The sequence below is a fragment of the Enterococcus lactis genome, assembly GCF_015751045.1.
In the GTDB taxonomy this organism is placed as follows: domain Bacteria; phylum Bacillota; class Bacilli; order Lactobacillales; family Enterococcaceae; genus Enterococcus_B; species Enterococcus_B lactis.
Window position 1 is genome coordinate 55379 of sequence record NZ_BNJW01000002.1, and the last position, 15193, is coordinate 70571.

The following is a 15193-nucleotide window of genomic DNA, read 5'->3' on the forward strand; positions in this document are numbered from 1 at the left end:
AGATTTCTTTGTTCTTTATTCAATAAAAAAACGGCAGGTCAAGGAGAGTATCTACTCTTCAGACCAGCCGTTTTTATTTATGTTGTTTATTATTATTCTTCTAAAGGTAATTCTTCTTGGCCTTTTGTATCTTCTGGGACAGCCACTTCTTCACCAATGCCATAAGCTGCTCTAACTAGAGCAGAAACTTCTGCCATCATTTCAGGATGATTAGCCATATAGATTTTAGCATTTTCTCGTCCTTGGCCAATCCGATCTTCTTTATAAGAGTACCAAGCACCGCTTTTATCAACGATGTCTTTTTCTACTGCCATGTCTAGAAGTTCTCCTTCTTGTGAGATCCCTAAACCATACATGATATCTACTTCAGCGATTTTGAAAGGAGGTGCTACTTTGTTTTTTACGACTTTGATCTTTGTACGGTTACCAACAATATCTGTTCCTTGTTTCAATTGTTCTGCACGACGTACTTCTAAACGGATCGTTGCGTAGAATTTCAATGCGCGTCCTCCAGGAGTGATTTCTGGATTCCCAAACATCACGCCTACTTTTTCACGGATTTGGTTGATGAAAATAGCGATTGTTTTTGTTTTGTTGATCGAACCAGAGAGTTTACGCAATGCTTGAGACATCAAACGTGCTTGTAACCCGACATGTGAGTCACCCATTTCGCCGTCGATTTCTGCTCGTGGAACTAAAGCAGCAACTGAATCGACTACTACGATATCTACAGCCCCACTTGATACTAAAGCATCAGCGATCTCCAGACCTTGTTCTCCTGTGTCAGGCTGTGAAAGAAGTAGTTCATCGATATTCACGCCTAATTTTTGTGCATATTGCGGATCTAACGCATGCTCAGCATCAATGAAAGCGGCCGTTCCGCCATTTTTTTGTACTTCTGCAATAGCGTGTAGCGCCACTGTTGTTTTACCTGAACTTTCAGGTCCATATACTTCGATGATACGTCCACGGGGGTAACCGCCGACACCTAAAGCGACATCTAACGCAAGAGAGCCACTTGGAATTGTAGAGATTTGTTGGTCGATTTTTTCGCCCAATTTCATAATAGAGCCTTTACCATAGCTCTTTTCAATTTTTTTCAGTGCAGCATCTAAGGCTGCTTTACGATCATCTGCCAATACGATAATCCTCCTTATATTTACAAATCAGAGCAACATTTCATTATCCTTATCATATCGTTTTTAGTAATAAAAAGCAAGAAAAAACCGAACAAATATTCGCATTTATCATTTTCTTAAAAGCTGTTTTCTCAAAAGATCAAATCCTTGCATAACCGCATTATATCTGATAGCCGCACGGTCTCTGGCAAAGTGATATTTTTCTGAAACCACGCCATCTTTAGATGAAATTGCGATCCATACTGTTCCTGCAGGGTGACCTTCTAATGTGTCCGGTCCAGCCACTCCGGTGAAAGCTACACTGTAATCTGTTCTTGCTATCTCACGTGCTTGAATGGCCATCTGCTCCACACATTCTTTGCTGACTGTTCCATATTTTGCTAATAGCTCCGGATCAATCTCCAGAAAACCAGCTTTTGTTTGGAGCGAGTAGGTAACGAAGCCGCCTGGAAATACATCAGATACACCAGCAATATCGCCCAATGCGGCTTGGAAGGCACCGGCTGTCAAGCTTTCCGCCGCTGTTACAGTCTGCTTGTTTGCTTTCAGCAGTTCCACTACGACTTTTGCTAACGAATTATCATCGCCATATCCATAAAAATATTCTCCTACTCGTTCTTGAATCTTTTCTTCCAATGCTAAAAGAGCTTGATTTCCTGCCTGAACATCCTTTGTTTTCACTGTTAGACGCAATGTCACTTCATTTGGTTTGGCATAAGGAGCGATCGTTGGATTGATCTGTGTCTCGATCAGATCTTTTAGTTCAGTGACCAGTCGCGATTCACCAATCCCATAAAAGCGCAAAACTTTAGAAATCAGTTTTTCTTCAGAAGGAAAACGTTCCTCTAGTAATGGACGTACTTGTTCCACAAACATTGGTTTCAACTCATTAGGCGGACCGGGAAGAAGGATATATGCATGTGTATCTGTTTGATAAAAAGTCCCTAAAGCAAGCCCTGTACGATTTGGTAGAGGAACCCCGCCTTCGATGATTTGAGACTGTTGCAGATTGTTTTTGGTCATTTTTCGATGGGTTGTTTCAAAATATGCCAATAATTTTTTGTATCCTTCCGTATTTTGTATGAGAGACTTACCGAGGTGAGCCGCAGTTGCTTCTTTTGTCAGGTCATCTTCTGTCGGCCCTAATCCGCCACATAAGAGTATGAGTTCACTTCTTGTTTCAGCTAGAGCAATCAACTCTTCTAAACGCTGCTGATTATCTCCTACGACTGTCTGATAATAAACTTCGATACCTAGATCAGCTAGCTGTTCTGACAAGAAAGTGGCATTCGTATTCACGACTTGTCCTAGTAAAAGTTCTGTTCCGACAGCTATTATTTCTGCTTTCATTACTTCCCGCTCCCTTATATAGTATACGCTGTACTTATATATTTTTTTATTTAAAAAGAGGGCAAGGCTGATCCATGGACCAGCCTCTCCCCAGTTCTTTTTTCATTATATGATCAAATTATTTTCGCTTTATCAAGAACCGACGAATCTGACCATCCACAAAACAATACCTACATTGATCCTTTGAACACGCCGCTATTTTTGATGAAGTAATCCGCACCTGAATAGATAGTAAAGATCAGACAAGCATAAAGCATGATTTGGTCTACTGGAATACCGATCAGATTGAATGGGATATTATTGATAAACAGCAAGATAATAGCAACCATTTGTGTAGCCGTCTTGACTTTTCCCGGCCAAGCAGCAGCCATGACTTCTCCATGTTCGACAAGTAGTAAACGTAAGCCTGTGACGGCTAATTCGCGGCAGACAATAATCGCGACTACCCAACCTGGGGCCTTTCCTTGGTCAACCAACATGATAAAAGCGGTCATAACTAGCATTTTATCTGCCAGTGGGTCCGCAAACTTGCCAAAGTTAGTGACAAGACCTCGTGCACGGGCAATTTTTCCGTCTAACCAGTCTGTGATGCTGGCTAATGCAAAAATAACTGCGCCTACTAGCTGCGTAACAGCCAGTGTGGTGTCCCCTACGTTAAGTTGTCCCCAATCTAACGGTAATCCTACAACCAAAATGAAAATCGGGATCATACAAATTCTAAGTACAGTTAATTTATTTGGTAAATTCACATTATCGACTCCTTTCTTCCCTATTCTACGTGACTATCCGCGAAGTTTCCACCGATATTATTTACTTTTCCGAACGAATTTATTCAACGGAGCATTTTTATTGAATCTGATCTTTTGGAAATAACGAAGAAGGACCGCGACACAGATTTGTCACGATCCTTCTTTTTTATGCCTACAAGTAAATAGATGAATAAACTCATTTGTACGATCACTCTGCGTATTGGAGAGTCAGGTTCACATTTTTAGGACTCTGATTGTTTTCCCCTGGATTAACTGGTACGGATTCTCCATTCGCTTTGATCGTCGCATTGCTTGCTGCACCGATCGTAATGGTCGCATTGGCCGCTGTTTCCGGTAACACGGTACTTTGTGTTTCATTTGCTGCCAGTATGCCTTGATAAACATAAGCATTGTCTACTAGCACACCGATCCACACACGATTGACAGCGGTAAACTCAAGAGTGACAGGCTTGGTAGCATCTGTAATATTTACTGCGATGGCACTACCGGAATCCTCTCCTGCAGCTATTGCCATTTTCTTTTCTTCACTTGATTCTGTTGTTGACTCTACTGTAGAAGACTCTTGGGTCTGCGTGCTTTTCTCTGAGGAAGAGGACTCCTCGACTGATCCTTCTACTTTGAGCGAAGAAGCTGTATCGCCGATTATTGGATCAGCTTGACGATCTTGCCAAGTCATATAGCCTACGACAACGACGATCGCCAAAGCAACCAATCCTAATAAAATGACAGGAAGACTTGTCCAAAAACGACTTGGATGCGATTCTTCTTGATGTATTGCTTTTCTGGAAGTACTTACTGTTTCAGGCTGCGGACGTTCAGGGACCGATCCTGTCAATTTGCTTTTTCCATCAAAAACATCGACTAAATGGTCTCCATCTTCTCCTACAGCTTCAGCATATTGCCTAATAAACGCCCGTACGTAAAACTTACCAGGCAATTGATCAAAATCATCATTGTCGATTGCTTCCAAATAACGTTTTTGAATTTTTGTAATCTGCTGTAATTCATCTAAAGATATCTTTTTATTCAGGCGTGCTTGCCGTAATTTTTCTCCGATGGTTTCAAAAGCCACTCGTTCATCTTCTCCAGTCTGTTTGATTCTCCGAAGCATCTGCTGTTGCAACGAAAGACGTTATGTTTGGTGGCTGTGACAAAAGTCGTGTCACAGCTCCTTTTACCGTATAAACGGCGTTCCAGAAGTAGCTTCTTCGGCAATAAGCCGAAATATCACAAAAATTTGAGAAGCAATTTTCATAAATTCCTTCTTATTTCTTGAAGCTGACCACTTCTGTCACAACCTCTTTGATTACTTCGTTTGATTTTATTTTAATATAAGTTGATTAAAAGAGAGCATGATTTGTTTTATTTTCTCATTAATATTTCCAACACATCTAAGAATACCACAAAAGCTGGTTTTGGAGGAGGTTCCTGCTACAAGTCTAAAACGAAATTTAAGACTTTTCTCCATAAAATACTGGTTTATTTTGGTCTCATATAAAACTCACTGAAGGCCTCTTCACTTATAAATGCTTCTCCAGCTGCCAGTACGTCTTTCATTTGGATCGAATCGATGATTTCAGGAAGATCAAATAATGTTCGATCACCAAATAAACTTTGCGTAAATTGATTAGCAATATATTCGATTGAATTCAATGATTGGAAATATTGTCCAAGCATTTTCTTCTTCAGCAAATCGAGATTCATTTCTGACACTTCAGGATCATCAGCGAATCCAAGAATGATTTCTTTGACTTTTTTTGCTGCTTTCTCTGGTTCATCCGTATCTCCGCTGAAGTCCGCAAAGTGAAATTCACGATCCAAGCTGAATTCAAAACCAAAGCTGTCATCGATAATTCCTTGATTGTACATAGCTAGATAGTTTCGAGAAGTATTACCTAAAATCATTTGAAACAACAGATTGATAGCTGTTTTATAACGTAGTAGTTCTGTTCCTTCTTGCGGCAATGTGTCTAATCCTTTAATACCCAGTACAAATTTATCTCGTGTGATGGCTGCTTCCAATGCACTTTGTTTGATGATTTCTTTTGTGTTTTCTGGGAAATACCGTACAATTTCTTGCTTTGGCGGGAAATTTTTTGCTTCTTGGTTTTCCCGAATAAGTTTCATCAATTTCTCAGGCTCCATCTTACCAACTACAAATAAAACCATATTGCTTGGCTGATAAAACGTCCGATAGCACGTATACAAGTCTTGAGCTGTAATTTTGTCGATACTTTCAACCGTGCCCGCAATATCGATATGCAACGGGTGTGCAGGATACAAGTTATTTAGTATACCAAAAAACATCCGCCAGTTAGGGTCGTCTTCATACATTTGGATTTCCTGACCGATGATTCCTTTTTCCTTGTTTACAGTTTCTTCTGTAAAGTAAGGTGCTTGTACGAAGTCGATCAGGGTCGTCAGATTCTTTTCTACCTGATCAGTCGTAGAGAACAGGTAACTAGTTTTCGTGAAACTCGTGAAAGCATTAGCGGAAGCACCTTGCTGTCCAAATAATTGAAAGACATCGCCGTCTTCTTTTTCAAACAGCTTGTGTTCTAAGAAATGAGCGATTCCATCTGGAACTTTCACTTTTTCTTTTTCGCCATAGGGAATAAATTCGTTATCGATCGAACCATAATTCGTACTGAACAAACCATATGTCTTGTGATAGTCGTTTTTAGGTAACAAATACACGGTCAAACCGTTTGGCAGTACTTCATGATAAAGCGTTTCATTGATTTGCTCATATTCTGTTTTATTCATTTGCATTTCCTCCTGCTAAAAAGAAGATTGCTTGCAATTCGATTTGCTCAGCTACTTGTTGTATCTCTTTGATCGTTACACTCTCCATACGTTTCAACCATTCTTCATCAGATAATTTTGTTTCCGGCAGCCAGCTGTCTAAAAAAGAAGCTTCGATTGCCGCTTGCGGAGAGTCTAGAGAAAGCAGGTATTGGTTTCTTAGCATCGCTTTTGTCTGAGCTAGTTCCAAATCTGTTATTTCACCGTTTCGTAAGCTTTCTAATTGCTCGTGAATCAGGCGAAGTACTTGATTTCGGTTTTTTTCATCGATACCGGTCTGAACACTCATGAACCCTCGGAATGTATCCACACTGCTAGAGGCATAATAAGCTAGACTTTCTTTCTCTCTCACATTCATGAACAGTTTGGAGTGAGGAAACCCGCCAAATAAACCGTTGAAGACCATTAGCGCAAAACGTTCTGGCTCATCATAATACACATTTGTCTGATAAGCTAGATTCAGCTTTGCTTGAACGATTGGCTCACGGACTTGTCGTTCCTTGACGATATTCACTTGAGGCTGGGTATAAAACAATTCTGGATGAGCTGTTTCACGCGGCTCAAATGGTAATTGCGCAACAGCTTCGGCTGCTTTGTCCGGATCAACATCGCCGACAACAAAAATGTCAATTTGATCGTTCGCCATCATTTCTTGATAGTAAGCCGCTAGCGAACGAGCAGTAATCTTGTCTAGTTCTTCCACTACGCCTAAACTTGGAATTTTTTGTTCCGGGCTGTTTTCAAAATAAAGTTCTTGCAGTGCATAGGAAGCAAAAGTTTGTTTATCTTCCTTCAAACTTTCCAAATAGAGACGCAGATTGTTCTTTTCCAAGTCAAACGTCAACTGATCAAACTGTTGATTTTTGATATTTGGATAAAATAAAACCTCTTTTAAAAAATCCACCGCTTGAGAGAAAAGGTTCGGATCATTGACATATTCGCCGTTCACAAAGCTGATTCCTGCGTTTAGCCAATGCAAGTTCCCTTTTTTCCTTACTGATAGTCCGAAGCTTGCACCATAAAGCTCAGCAAGTTTCGCACTTAACTTTGTCTGATCCGGATAATTCAAACTATTTGTTTCCAGCATACTGCTGAGTAGTGAACGTTTTGTAATGACTTCTTGTTGCAGACGTGCAGTAAAACGGATAAAAATCCGAATCGTTTTGTATTGTTTTGTTGGTAAGACATGAAGATTCACGCCTTCTGCCAATTGATACACCATATTTATATGCTCCTTTTCGTAGATGATTGCCTCTTACTCTTTTAGTAGGACAATCGGCCTTTTTTACTTATGCATCTGCTTGAAATATATAAGTACAGGCAATTCGCCGATTTTTCTAAATGATGTTACACTTTATAGTATAGCATAGAAGTTTTTTATCAAAAGGGACAGACGGCTAAAAGCGTATATCGTTTTTTTATTTTTTATTTTTCGATATACTAAAGACATACAAAAGAAGGGAGGGTCATTCATGATCAAAGAATTCAGAGAGTTCATCATGCGTGGTGATGTCTTGGATCTTGCTGTCGGTGTTGTTATCGGGAGTGCGTTTACAAGTATCGTAAACCAAGTGGTACAAGGATTAATCACTCCGCTAATTGGTTGGATTGTCGCTATGATCACAGGAACTTCTGATTTAGAAGGAGCACTTTCAATTCTTGACTGGTCGCCGACAAAAGGTGTCACATTTGCGTTTGGTAACGTTATTAGTGCTATCATTACATTCCTGATTACTGGTTTTGTCTTATTCTTAGTTGTCAAAGCGGCAAACCGTGCGAAGAATTTACGCGCCAAAGAAGCAGAAGAAGAAGTGGAAGAAACACCTACTGCAGAAGATTATCTTAGTGACATACGCGATCTTCTTGCCAAACAAGTGGCAGAAGACAATACGCATCCGGTAGAGCAAACAAATCTTTCAGATACTTCTAAATAATGAAGAATCTAAAAAAAAGAAAGCCGATTTTCAGTGTCGGCTTTCTTTTTTTAGATTCTTAACTTGTTACCTGTTCTTTTTTCATGTCGATATGCGGAATATCATCTTCCAAATACACATCTGAGATTGCCTTGAATCCAAAAGACTCATAAAAGGCCTGTAGATATTCTTGTGCACCGATCACAATTGGTTTTTCTGGAAATTTTTTCTGGATCATGTTGATCGTTTCTTGGACAATCTTTCTTCCTAAGCCGTCTTTACGGTTATTTTGATGAACAAGAACGCGACCAAAATGGATGCTCTCTGCTTCTTCATATACCCGCGTGTAGGCAAGGATCTTCCCATCAGTATCTTGGAAATACGTATGCCAAGCTTGTCCATCGATATCATCAACTTCTTGATAAGGGCACTGTTGCTCCACAACAAAGACTGCAATCCGTTCTTTGACGATTGCATAAAACTCTGCTGTCGACAATTCTTCAAATTTCTTTACTTGGTATTCCACTAAGTAAACGCCTCCTACTTTTTTATTATTAGCATACCGATTCATACACAAAAAAGCAAACGAACCTTACGAATCTCAGGCTCGTTTGCTTTTTAAACTGCTTCAGTTAAAAATTCGATCTCAACTGTCCGAGTAAGTACATCTGAATAGCTGTAAGATACTCGTTCAAAAGAATTTTCTTCAGGATCCAAGTCAACAACGAATACTGAAGGATAGGTTTCTGTTAAAACGCCGCGGCGTTCTGTTTGACGCTTTCTTCCTGTCTGAGCAACCAACATGATTGGGCTGCCGATACGACCTTCTAAATCTTTCTTGATTGAAGCTAAAGTTGTTGGCATACAGTTCACCTCTATTACCAACTATACCACATATTTTTAAAATTTTCAAGTTTACCATAAAAAAAAAAGAAATGCAATAAAAATAAATAAGAAGCTCATTAAGATTTTTCTAAATTATTCCTCATTATAAAATTTCAAGTGTTTTTTTATTTTGAGTTTTACCCTTCCATATGCACTCATCACTTGCTTGTGATCCATTGACAAACATTCAGCCATCTCCGCAAAATCAACCCCTTGCATGTAATAATGAAAAATTTGTGCTTCTTTTTTTAAAAATCGGATCTCGCAATTTTCGATTGCTTCTTTTAATAAAAGATGCTGAATTGCTAAAGGTTCCTGCAAGGTGATCTCTGCTAAAAAATCTGGTCCTTCTGTCTCTATTTTTTGGTCGATCGAGACTTCGTCTTTTTGGTCACGGCGCTTCAGCGCGTTCTGTTTTCTCAATAAAGAATAAATTTGATTGCTTATGATACTTTTATAATAACTTCCAAAGCTGACTCCTTTGCTTTTTTCGTAAGTTCTCAATGCCTGATATAAAGCGATCCTCGCTTCTTGTTCCCAATCCTCAGTAACATAATTTCTTAAATAGTAAGTGTTTTTCAAACGTAGTAAGAGTGGAAAATATTTTTGATACAGGGCAGCAAATGCTTCTTCGTCACCATTACGTGCAGCGCGCAATAACTCCTCAGACATAAAATAATTCCTCCATAAATTCGTTTATGGAGGAATCTTATCATCAATGATTCATCGAACTGATTAGAACGATATGTTATTTATTTTTTCTCATTAAATCGTCCAATTTTTGGGACAATTTTTTTAACTGCTCTTCATTCCACGGAGAATTACGTCGGAAATCAACAAAATGCATATCTTTATTTTCTTGGGCTATTGTTTTTTCCGTTTTTTTAATCGTTTTATATAACTCGTAAGCAGAAGTTCGCAACGCCCCCTGAGAAAAAATCATCCACTGTTCTGCTAGGTCGCTTGTCGCCACTGTTACTTGTGTCAAACGATCATTCAGCTGCCCAGCGATTCTCTCGATATAACTGTCAGCCGTTTCATCTTCTTTCGTAAAAACAACATCCAACTGATATTTCCTATAATTTTGTTGGATGCCCGGTACTAATTGAGCATCGAAGACAACGATGACTTCCAGTCCTTCATATTTCGCATAATTTGATAAACGATGCAAAAGAGCTTCTCTTGCATCTGCCATTTTGTCCTGCTTTTTAAGCTGGACCAGTTCCGGCCACGAACCGATCATATTGTAGCCATCTACAATCAACAGCTGTTTTTTCATGACCTACTCCCCCTGACGTTGGGAAAAAGCCTGATACATCAGCAATCCAGCGGCAACACTGGCATTTAAACTTTGGACGTGCCCAGTCATTGGAATCGTCAGTAATTCATCCATTTCTTTTTTCAATCCTGGACTCATTCCTTTGCCTTCATTACCAATGACTAAAGCAATGGATCCTTTGGCATTCCATTTTTGGAAGTTTGTGCCGGTCATATCTGTGCCAAATACCCAAAATCCTATCTCTTTGAGCTGTTGCACAGCTTGTATCAAATTCGTCACACGTGCAACAGGCACATATTCCACTGCACCAGTGGAAGTCTTTGTTACGATAGGCGTGATTCCAACTGCTCGGTGTTTTGGTATGATCACACCATCAACGCCACTTGCGTCTGCTGTTCGTAAAATCGACCCAAAATTGTGTGGATCTTCGATACTATCCAAAATCAAAAAGAAGGGGTCTTCTTTTTTCTCTTTTGTTCGTTCAATCAGTTGGTCAAGGGATAAATATTCATAAGGTGTAATCGCAAGAACGACTCCTTGATGCACGCCATGATCGCTCAAAGTTTCTAATTTTTGTTTAGGGACCCATTTGACCGGTACAGCTTGCTCACGTGCGATTTCTTTCAGTTCTTCTACTTTTTCTCCTCGTGAATCTTCTTGAAGAAAGAGTTTATTCCCTCGCCCTTGTTGTAGCGCTTCTACTGCGGCATGGTGTCCAAAGACGAAATTATCTTCTAATGCTTCTTCATTTTGATCAGAAACTGACTGATTTCGTCCAGTTTGCTTTTTATTTGGATATCTATTTTGTTTTTTGTCTTCAAATCCACGTTTCGATTGATGTTTGTTTGTTCTTTCTTTACCCATTTTTTTCACCAACTTTCTGAATACACCAGCGGATCAATTCTTCCATCCGCTCGGTTTGTTTTGTCAAATGCAGATAACCCATCAGTGCTTCGAACCCTGTTGCGACCCGGTAAGTCGTAACGTCAGCATTTTTTGCACTCGTATGGCTTTTGGCATTTCTTCCTCTGCGATAATAAAGCTCTTCTTCTTCTGTCAAAAGATGTTCCTCCAGCATTTGCTGAATCAAAAAAGCTTGTGCATTCGCAGAAACATAATTCGTTGCCGCACGATGCAGCTTATTGGGTTTTGTTTCTCCTTGATCGATCAGGTGGTCGCGAACATAGATTTCGTAAATCGCATCTCCCACGTAAGCCAAGGCTAAACCGTTCAATTGTGTGTAATCTCTCATGCTTCTCTTCTCCATCGGGTTCCTTGGGGTGTATCTTCTAATAAGATCCCTTTTTCTTTCAACAAATCACGGATTTCGTCGCTTCGGGCAAAATCACGATTGCTTCTTGCTTGATTTCGTTCTTCGATCAATTGTTCAATCTCTTCATCCAATAATTCTTCTGCTGTAAATAAAATACCGAAGATCGAAAGCCATTGCGAGAATAAAGCTTCTCCCTGTGCCAAGACAGTGGCAGAAACTTCCGGCTGGTCTAGATAAGTGTTCAGCCATTTAGCAAGCTCATAGACCACTGTGATCCCATTTGCTGCATTAAAATCATCGTCCATTTCTTCGATGAATCGCTGTTCCAAATTTTCTAACAAAGCGATTTTATCCGCATCATCTGCCAAATTCTCTGAGGCAGTTTCTTGGCGGAATTTCAAATTGTCAAACGTATTCTTCAGTCGTTGTAAATTGGTGGCTGCTTCTTTCATCGTCGTTTCACTGTAACGGATCGGACGACGGTATTGTGTGGTCGCCATGAAGAAGCGCAAGACTTGTGGATCGACGTTTTGGATCATTTCATGCACAGTGATGAAATTCCCTAGAGATTTACTCATTTTTTCATCGTCTTCGCCAATCGTTACATAGCCATTGTGCATCCAGTAATTAGCGAATTTTTTCCCTGTTTTCGCTTCACTTTGTGCGATTTCATTTTCGTGATGAGGAAATTCCAAATCTTGCCCGCCACCATGGATATCGATCGTTTCGCCTAAATGTTTTGTTGCCATGACGGAACATTCGATGTGCCAACCGGGACGTCCTTTGCCCCATGGCGAATCCCAAGAAATCTCGCCTGGTTTTGCTTGTTTCCATAAAGCGAAATCTAATGGGTCTTCTTTTTGCTGCTGTTCTTCACCAGTACGCTGACTTGCGCCGACTTCCAATTCATCGATGGATTGGTCACTTAATTTCCCATAGTTTTCAAATTTACGGGTACGGTAATACACATCACCTGAAGATTCATAAGCATAGCCTTTTTCAACCAACACTTGAATAAATGCTAAAATATCTGGCATATGGTCCATGACTCTGGGATGCAGTGTAGCAGGCTCGACATTCAACGCTTTCGTATCTTCTTCAAATGCTCGGATGAAACGATCAGCGACTTCTGGTGCTGTGATGCCTAATTCGTTTGCTGTACGGATGATTTTATCGTCTACATCCGTGAAATTCGATACAAAATCGACTTTATAGCCTCGATATTCAAAATAGCGTCGAATCGTATCGAAAGCAATGGTACTACGAGCATTTCCGATATGGATATAATTATACACAGTCGGTCCGCAGACATACATACCGACATGTCCCTTTTGTATAGGGATGAATTCTTCTTTTTTTCTGGTCAATGTATTGTAGATTTTTATCATTCTGATCTCCTCACTTTTTCTCCTTTGATTCGAACGACTTTTGCTGGTACTCCTACCGCTGTAGCATCGTCTGGAACATCTTTCAACACAACGGCACCTGCACCGATTTTTGCGTTTTTTCCGATCGTTACCGGTCCTAATATCTGCGCATTCGCAGAGAGCATGGCTCCTTGTTTGACCGTTGGATGTCTTTTACCTGTTTCTTTTCCCGTACCGCCTAATGTTACGCCATGGAACAAAATCACATCATCCTCGATTTCTGCAGTTTCGCCAATGACGATCCCCATTCCATGGTCGATGAACACACCTGTTCCAATCGTTGCTCCTGGATGGATTTCAACACCTGTCAGGAATCGCCAAAATTGAGCATTGATCTTCGCCAATAAAAAGAGCCGATGCTGATATAAAAAATGAGAGAAACGATGCCAAAACAAGGCATGAAAACCAGGATAGGTCAAAACGATCTCCGCTGTCGAACGTGCAGCCGGATCGTTTCTCTTTGCTGCATCAATCGCTCGGGCAAACCAACTCATGACTTTCCACTCCTTTCGTAAGTATTTTATGTAGGAAAACAGCTTCTTATAAAGAAAAGAAGCGCCTTTTAAATAAGTTTCCTTATCAAAAGACGCTTTCCGCGTGGTTCCACTTTTCTTCATAATCAATGATTATCTCTGACAGCTAACGCCTGTTATACGTTCTTGGCTACTTCGTTTCCTGTAAAACAGTTTTTCCTGTTTTCTGTGTTTTCGCCAAGACCACTCCCAGAGGCATTTCGGCAACCATTCATTGATACCTTGCACCACCCGGTATCTCTCTTGTAATGATCAGCTGCTTACTTTTTTCTGTTCATCGTGTTTAGTTCAGTACTTGATTTAAATGTGCTAATGATTTTTCACGACCAAGCAATTCGATCGTTTCAGGCAATTCTGGGCCATGCATTTGTCCTGATACAGCTACACGGATCGGCATGAAAAGATTTTTCCCTTTTACGCCAGTTTCTTTTTGAACAGCTTTGATGGCAGCTTTTACAGTTGGAGCATCTACTACTTCCATTTGTTCTAGCTGTGCTTTAAATGCGTGGAGAACAGTAGGAACTGTTTCACCAGCAAGTACTTCTTTTGCTGCTTCATTCAATACAGGATGTTCATTGAAAAATAGCGTAGACAGATCAACGATTTCTGCAGCATAGCTCATTTGAGGTTGATACAGGCTAACGATCTTCTTCACCCATTCGATTGTCTTTTCATCTGGGTTTTCTGCTACACGTCCATCAGCGATTAGATAAGGCAGACACATGTCAGTAAATGCATCTAGATCCATTGCTTTGATGTAATGGTTGTTTACCCATTGCAGTTTTTTCGCATCGAAAGCTGCGGGTGATTTACTTAGGCGTTTTGGATCGAACATTTTGATCAATTCTTGGTGGGCGAAGATTTCGTCTTCACCCACAGGTGACCAGCCCAATAATGCGATAAAGTTGAACATTGCATCTGGTAAATAACCTAATTCGCGATATTGTTCGATAAATTGTAAGATTGATTCGTCACGTTTGCTTAGTTTTTTGCCTGTTTCACTGTTGATGATCAACGTCATATGTCCGAATGTTGGTGGCGTCCAGCCAAATGCTTCATAGATCATCAGTTGTTTTGGTGTATTGGCAATATGGTCATCTCCACGTAAAACGTGAGTGATTTTCATCAAATGGTCATCGACCGCAACAGCAAAGTTATAGGTTGGCATACCATCGCGTTTTTGGATGACAAAGTCGCCGCCGATATTATCGGATTCGAACGAAATAGCGCCTTTTACCATATCTGTAAATGCGTATTCTGTATTGCGAGGCACACGGAAACGTACAACAGATTCTAGACCTTGTGCTTCTTTTTCTGCTTGTTCTTCAGGTGTCAAGTTCGCACATGTTCCTGCGTAATGAGGCATTTCTCCTCTTACGCGTTGTGCTTCCCGTTCTGCTTCTAATTCTTCTTCTGTGCAATAGCATTTGTATGCTCGATTGCTAGCAAGTAACTGATCAATCAGCGGTTGATAGATTTCTTTACGTTCAGATTGACGGTAAGGGCCGTATTCTCCAGGATTTTCAGGAGATTCATCCCAATCCATTCCCAACCAAGCAAGGTTTTCCAACTGGCTTTTTTCGCCATCTTCGATATTACGTTTTTGGTCAGTATCCTCAATACGAATAATAAAGTCTCCATCATTGTGGCGGGCAAACAAATAATTGAACAATGCAGTTCTTGCATTTCCAATATGCAGGTGCCCAGTTGGACTTGGTGCATAGCGTACGCGTACTTTCGTCATTTTCTTCCTCTTCTTTCAAACTAGACTTTGACTAACAGTAAAAATTCCGTCAGTTACGGCTTCTCAAATATCATT

General features: G+C 40.2%; 16 protein-coding genes and 1 other annotated feature. Of the genes, 1 reads left to right on the forward strand and 15 read right to left on the reverse strand.

Annotated features, from left to right (window positions below):
- Window positions 1-92: 92 nt before the first annotated feature.
- From recA to yfmF, 6 genes are all read right to left on the reverse strand, one after another.
- A complete protein-coding gene (recA, locus tag KFO35_RS01355; protein WP_156272020.1) occupies window positions 93-1139 on the reverse strand; it encodes a recombinase RecA in 1047 nt (348 codons plus the stop codon).
- Window positions 1140-1247: 108 nt separating this feature from the next.
- Window positions 1248-2489 (reverse strand): competence/damage-inducible protein A, encoded by a 1242-nt coding sequence (locus KFO35_RS01360; RefSeq protein WP_002315881.1) that lies wholly within the window; start codon window positions 2487-2489, stop codon window positions 1248-1250.
- A gap of 170 nt (window positions 2490-2659) precedes the next feature.
- Window positions 2660-3238: a CDP-diacylglycerol--glycerol-3-phosphate 3-phosphatidyltransferase gene (pgsA, locus tag KFO35_RS01365; RefSeq protein WP_002293081.1), complete on the reverse strand. Its 579-nt coding sequence runs from the start codon at window positions 3236-3238 to the stop codon at window positions 2660-2662.
- Between the two features lie 208 nt (window positions 3239-3446).
- Window positions 3447-4370: a RodZ domain-containing protein gene (locus KFO35_RS01370; RefSeq protein ID WP_156272022.1), complete on the reverse strand. Its 924-nt coding sequence runs from the start codon at window positions 4368-4370 to the stop codon at window positions 3447-3449.
- Window positions 4371-4738: 368 nt separating this feature from the next.
- Complete coding sequence (gene yfmH / locus KFO35_RS01375; protein WP_025477349.1) at window positions 4739-6025, reverse strand: EF-P 5-aminopentanol modification-associated protein YfmH; 1287 nt, start codon at window positions 6023-6025, stop codon at window positions 4739-4741.
- Window positions 6018-7286 (reverse strand): EF-P 5-aminopentanol modification-associated protein YfmF, encoded by a 1269-nt coding sequence (gene yfmF / locus KFO35_RS01380; RefSeq protein WP_002315878.1) that lies wholly within the window; start codon window positions 7284-7286, stop codon window positions 6018-6020. Before yfmF ends, yfmH begins: the two co-directional genes overlap by 8 nt.
- 250 nt (window positions 7287-7536) lie before the next feature.
- Between yfmF and mscL the strand changes: the two genes are divergently transcribed.
- On the forward strand, window positions 7537-7998 hold the full coding sequence (gene mscL, locus KFO35_RS01385) for a large conductance mechanosensitive channel protein MscL (RefSeq protein WP_010733126.1): 462 nt from the start codon (window positions 7537-7539) through the stop codon (window positions 7996-7998).
- 58 nt (window positions 7999-8056) lie between these two features.
- Here mscL and KFO35_RS01390 read toward each other — a convergent pair whose 3' ends face one another.
- The 9 genes from KFO35_RS01390 to gltX all read right to left on the reverse strand — a co-directional run bounded on the left by KFO35_RS01390 (window position 8057) and on the right by gltX (window position 15118).
- A complete protein-coding gene (locus KFO35_RS01390) occupies window positions 8057-8503 on the reverse strand; it encodes a GNAT family N-acetyltransferase (RefSeq protein WP_002315876.1) in 447 nt (148 codons plus the stop codon).
- A gap of 92 nt (window positions 8504-8595) precedes the next feature.
- Complete coding sequence (locus tag KFO35_RS01395) at window positions 8596-8841, reverse strand: Veg family protein (protein WP_002287434.1); 246 nt, start codon at window positions 8839-8841, stop codon at window positions 8596-8598.
- Window positions 8842-8955: 114 nt separating this feature from the next.
- Window positions 8956-9534 (reverse strand): sigma-70 family RNA polymerase sigma factor, encoded by a 579-nt coding sequence (locus KFO35_RS01400; protein ID WP_156272024.1) that lies wholly within the window; start codon window positions 9532-9534, stop codon window positions 8956-8958.
- Between the two features lie 76 nt (window positions 9535-9610).
- Window positions 9611-10141, reverse strand: a complete 531-nt coding sequence (locus tag KFO35_RS01405) for an NYN domain-containing protein (RefSeq protein ID WP_002293089.1) — start codon at window positions 10139-10141, stop codon at window positions 9611-9613.
- A gap of 3 nt (window positions 10142-10144) precedes the next feature.
- A complete protein-coding gene (gene rlmB, locus KFO35_RS01410; protein ID WP_002315874.1) occupies window positions 10145-11005 on the reverse strand; it encodes a 23S rRNA (guanosine(2251)-2'-O)-methyltransferase RlmB in 861 nt (286 codons plus the stop codon).
- Window positions 10998-11393, reverse strand: coding sequence for a Mini-ribonuclease 3 (locus KFO35_RS01415; RefSeq protein ID WP_002293091.1), 396 nt, complete (start codon window positions 11391-11393; stop codon window positions 10998-11000). Before KFO35_RS01415 ends, rlmB begins: the two co-directional genes overlap by 8 nt.
- The gene (gene cysS / locus KFO35_RS01420; protein WP_002315873.1) at window positions 11390-12802 is read right to left on the reverse strand and encodes a cysteine--tRNA ligase; all 1413 of its coding nucleotides are present in this window, start codon (window positions 12800-12802) and stop codon (window positions 11390-11392) included. Before cysS ends, KFO35_RS01415 begins: the two co-directional genes overlap by 4 nt.
- Window positions 12799-13335, reverse strand: a complete 537-nt coding sequence (gene epsC, locus KFO35_RS01425) for a serine O-acetyltransferase EpsC (protein ID WP_002293094.1) — start codon at window positions 13333-13335, stop codon at window positions 12799-12801. The genes cysS and epsC overlap by 4 nt, the downstream gene beginning before the upstream one ends.
- Before the next feature lie 85 nt (window positions 13336-13420).
- Window positions 13421-13661: a binding site (T-box leader), on the reverse strand.
- Window positions 13658-15118 carry a glutamate--tRNA ligase gene (gene gltX, locus KFO35_RS01430; protein ID WP_002315872.1) on the reverse strand — a complete coding sequence of 487 codons (1461 nt, stop codon included), beginning with the start codon at window positions 15116-15118 and terminating at the stop codon, window positions 13658-13660. (Overlaps the previous feature by 4 nt.)
- Window positions 15119-15193: the final 75 nt, after the last annotated feature.

What these genes read in the sequence shown, in the direction of transcription:
- yfmF (WP_002315878.1), bottom strand. Translation starts at nt 7,286, where the DNA reads ATGGTGTATCAATTGGCAGAAGGCGTGAATCTTCATGTCTTACCAACA.
- yfmH (WP_025477349.1), bottom strand. Translation starts at nt 6,025, where the DNA reads ATGAATAAAACAGAATATGAGCAAATCAATGAAACGCTTTATCATGAA.
- KFO35_RS01400 (WP_156272024.1), bottom strand. Translation starts at nt 9,534, where the DNA reads ATGTCTGAGGAGTTATTGCGCGCTGCACGTAATGGTGACGAAGAAGCA.
- cysS (WP_002315873.1), bottom strand. Translation starts at nt 12,802, where the DNA reads ATGATAAAAATCTACAATACATTGACCAGAAAAAAAGAAGAATTCATC.
- epsC (WP_002293094.1), bottom strand. Translation starts at nt 13,335, where the DNA reads ATGAGTTGGTTTGCCCGAGCGATTGATGCAGCAAAGAGAAACGATCCG.
- rlmB (WP_002315874.1), bottom strand. Translation starts at nt 11,005, where the DNA reads ATGGGTAAAGAAAGAACAAACAAACATCAATCGAAACGTGGATTTGAA.
- mscL (WP_010733126.1), top strand. Translation starts at nt 7,537, where the DNA reads ATGATCAAAGAATTCAGAGAGTTCATCATGCGTGGTGATGTCTTGGAT.
- KFO35_RS01370 (WP_156272022.1), bottom strand. Translation starts at nt 4,370, where the DNA reads ATGCTTCGGAGAATCAAACAGACTGGAGAAGATGAACGAGTGGCTTTT.
- KFO35_RS01405 (WP_002293089.1), bottom strand. Translation starts at nt 10,141, where the DNA reads ATGAAAAAACAGCTGTTGATTGTAGATGGCTACAATATGATCGGTTCG.
- KFO35_RS01360 (WP_002315881.1), bottom strand. Translation starts at nt 2,489, where the DNA reads ATGAAAGCAGAAATAATAGCTGTCGGAACAGAACTTTTACTAGGACAA.
- KFO35_RS01395 (WP_002287434.1), bottom strand. Translation starts at nt 8,841, where the DNA reads ATGCCAACAACTTTAGCTTCAATCAAGAAAGATTTAGAAGGTCGTATC.
- gltX (WP_002315872.1), bottom strand. Translation starts at nt 15,118, where the DNA reads ATGACGAAAGTACGCGTACGCTATGCACCAAGTCCAACTGGGCACCTG.
- KFO35_RS01415 (WP_002293091.1), bottom strand. Translation starts at nt 11,393, where the DNA reads ATGAGAGATTACACACAATTGAACGGTTTAGCCTTGGCTTACGTGGGA.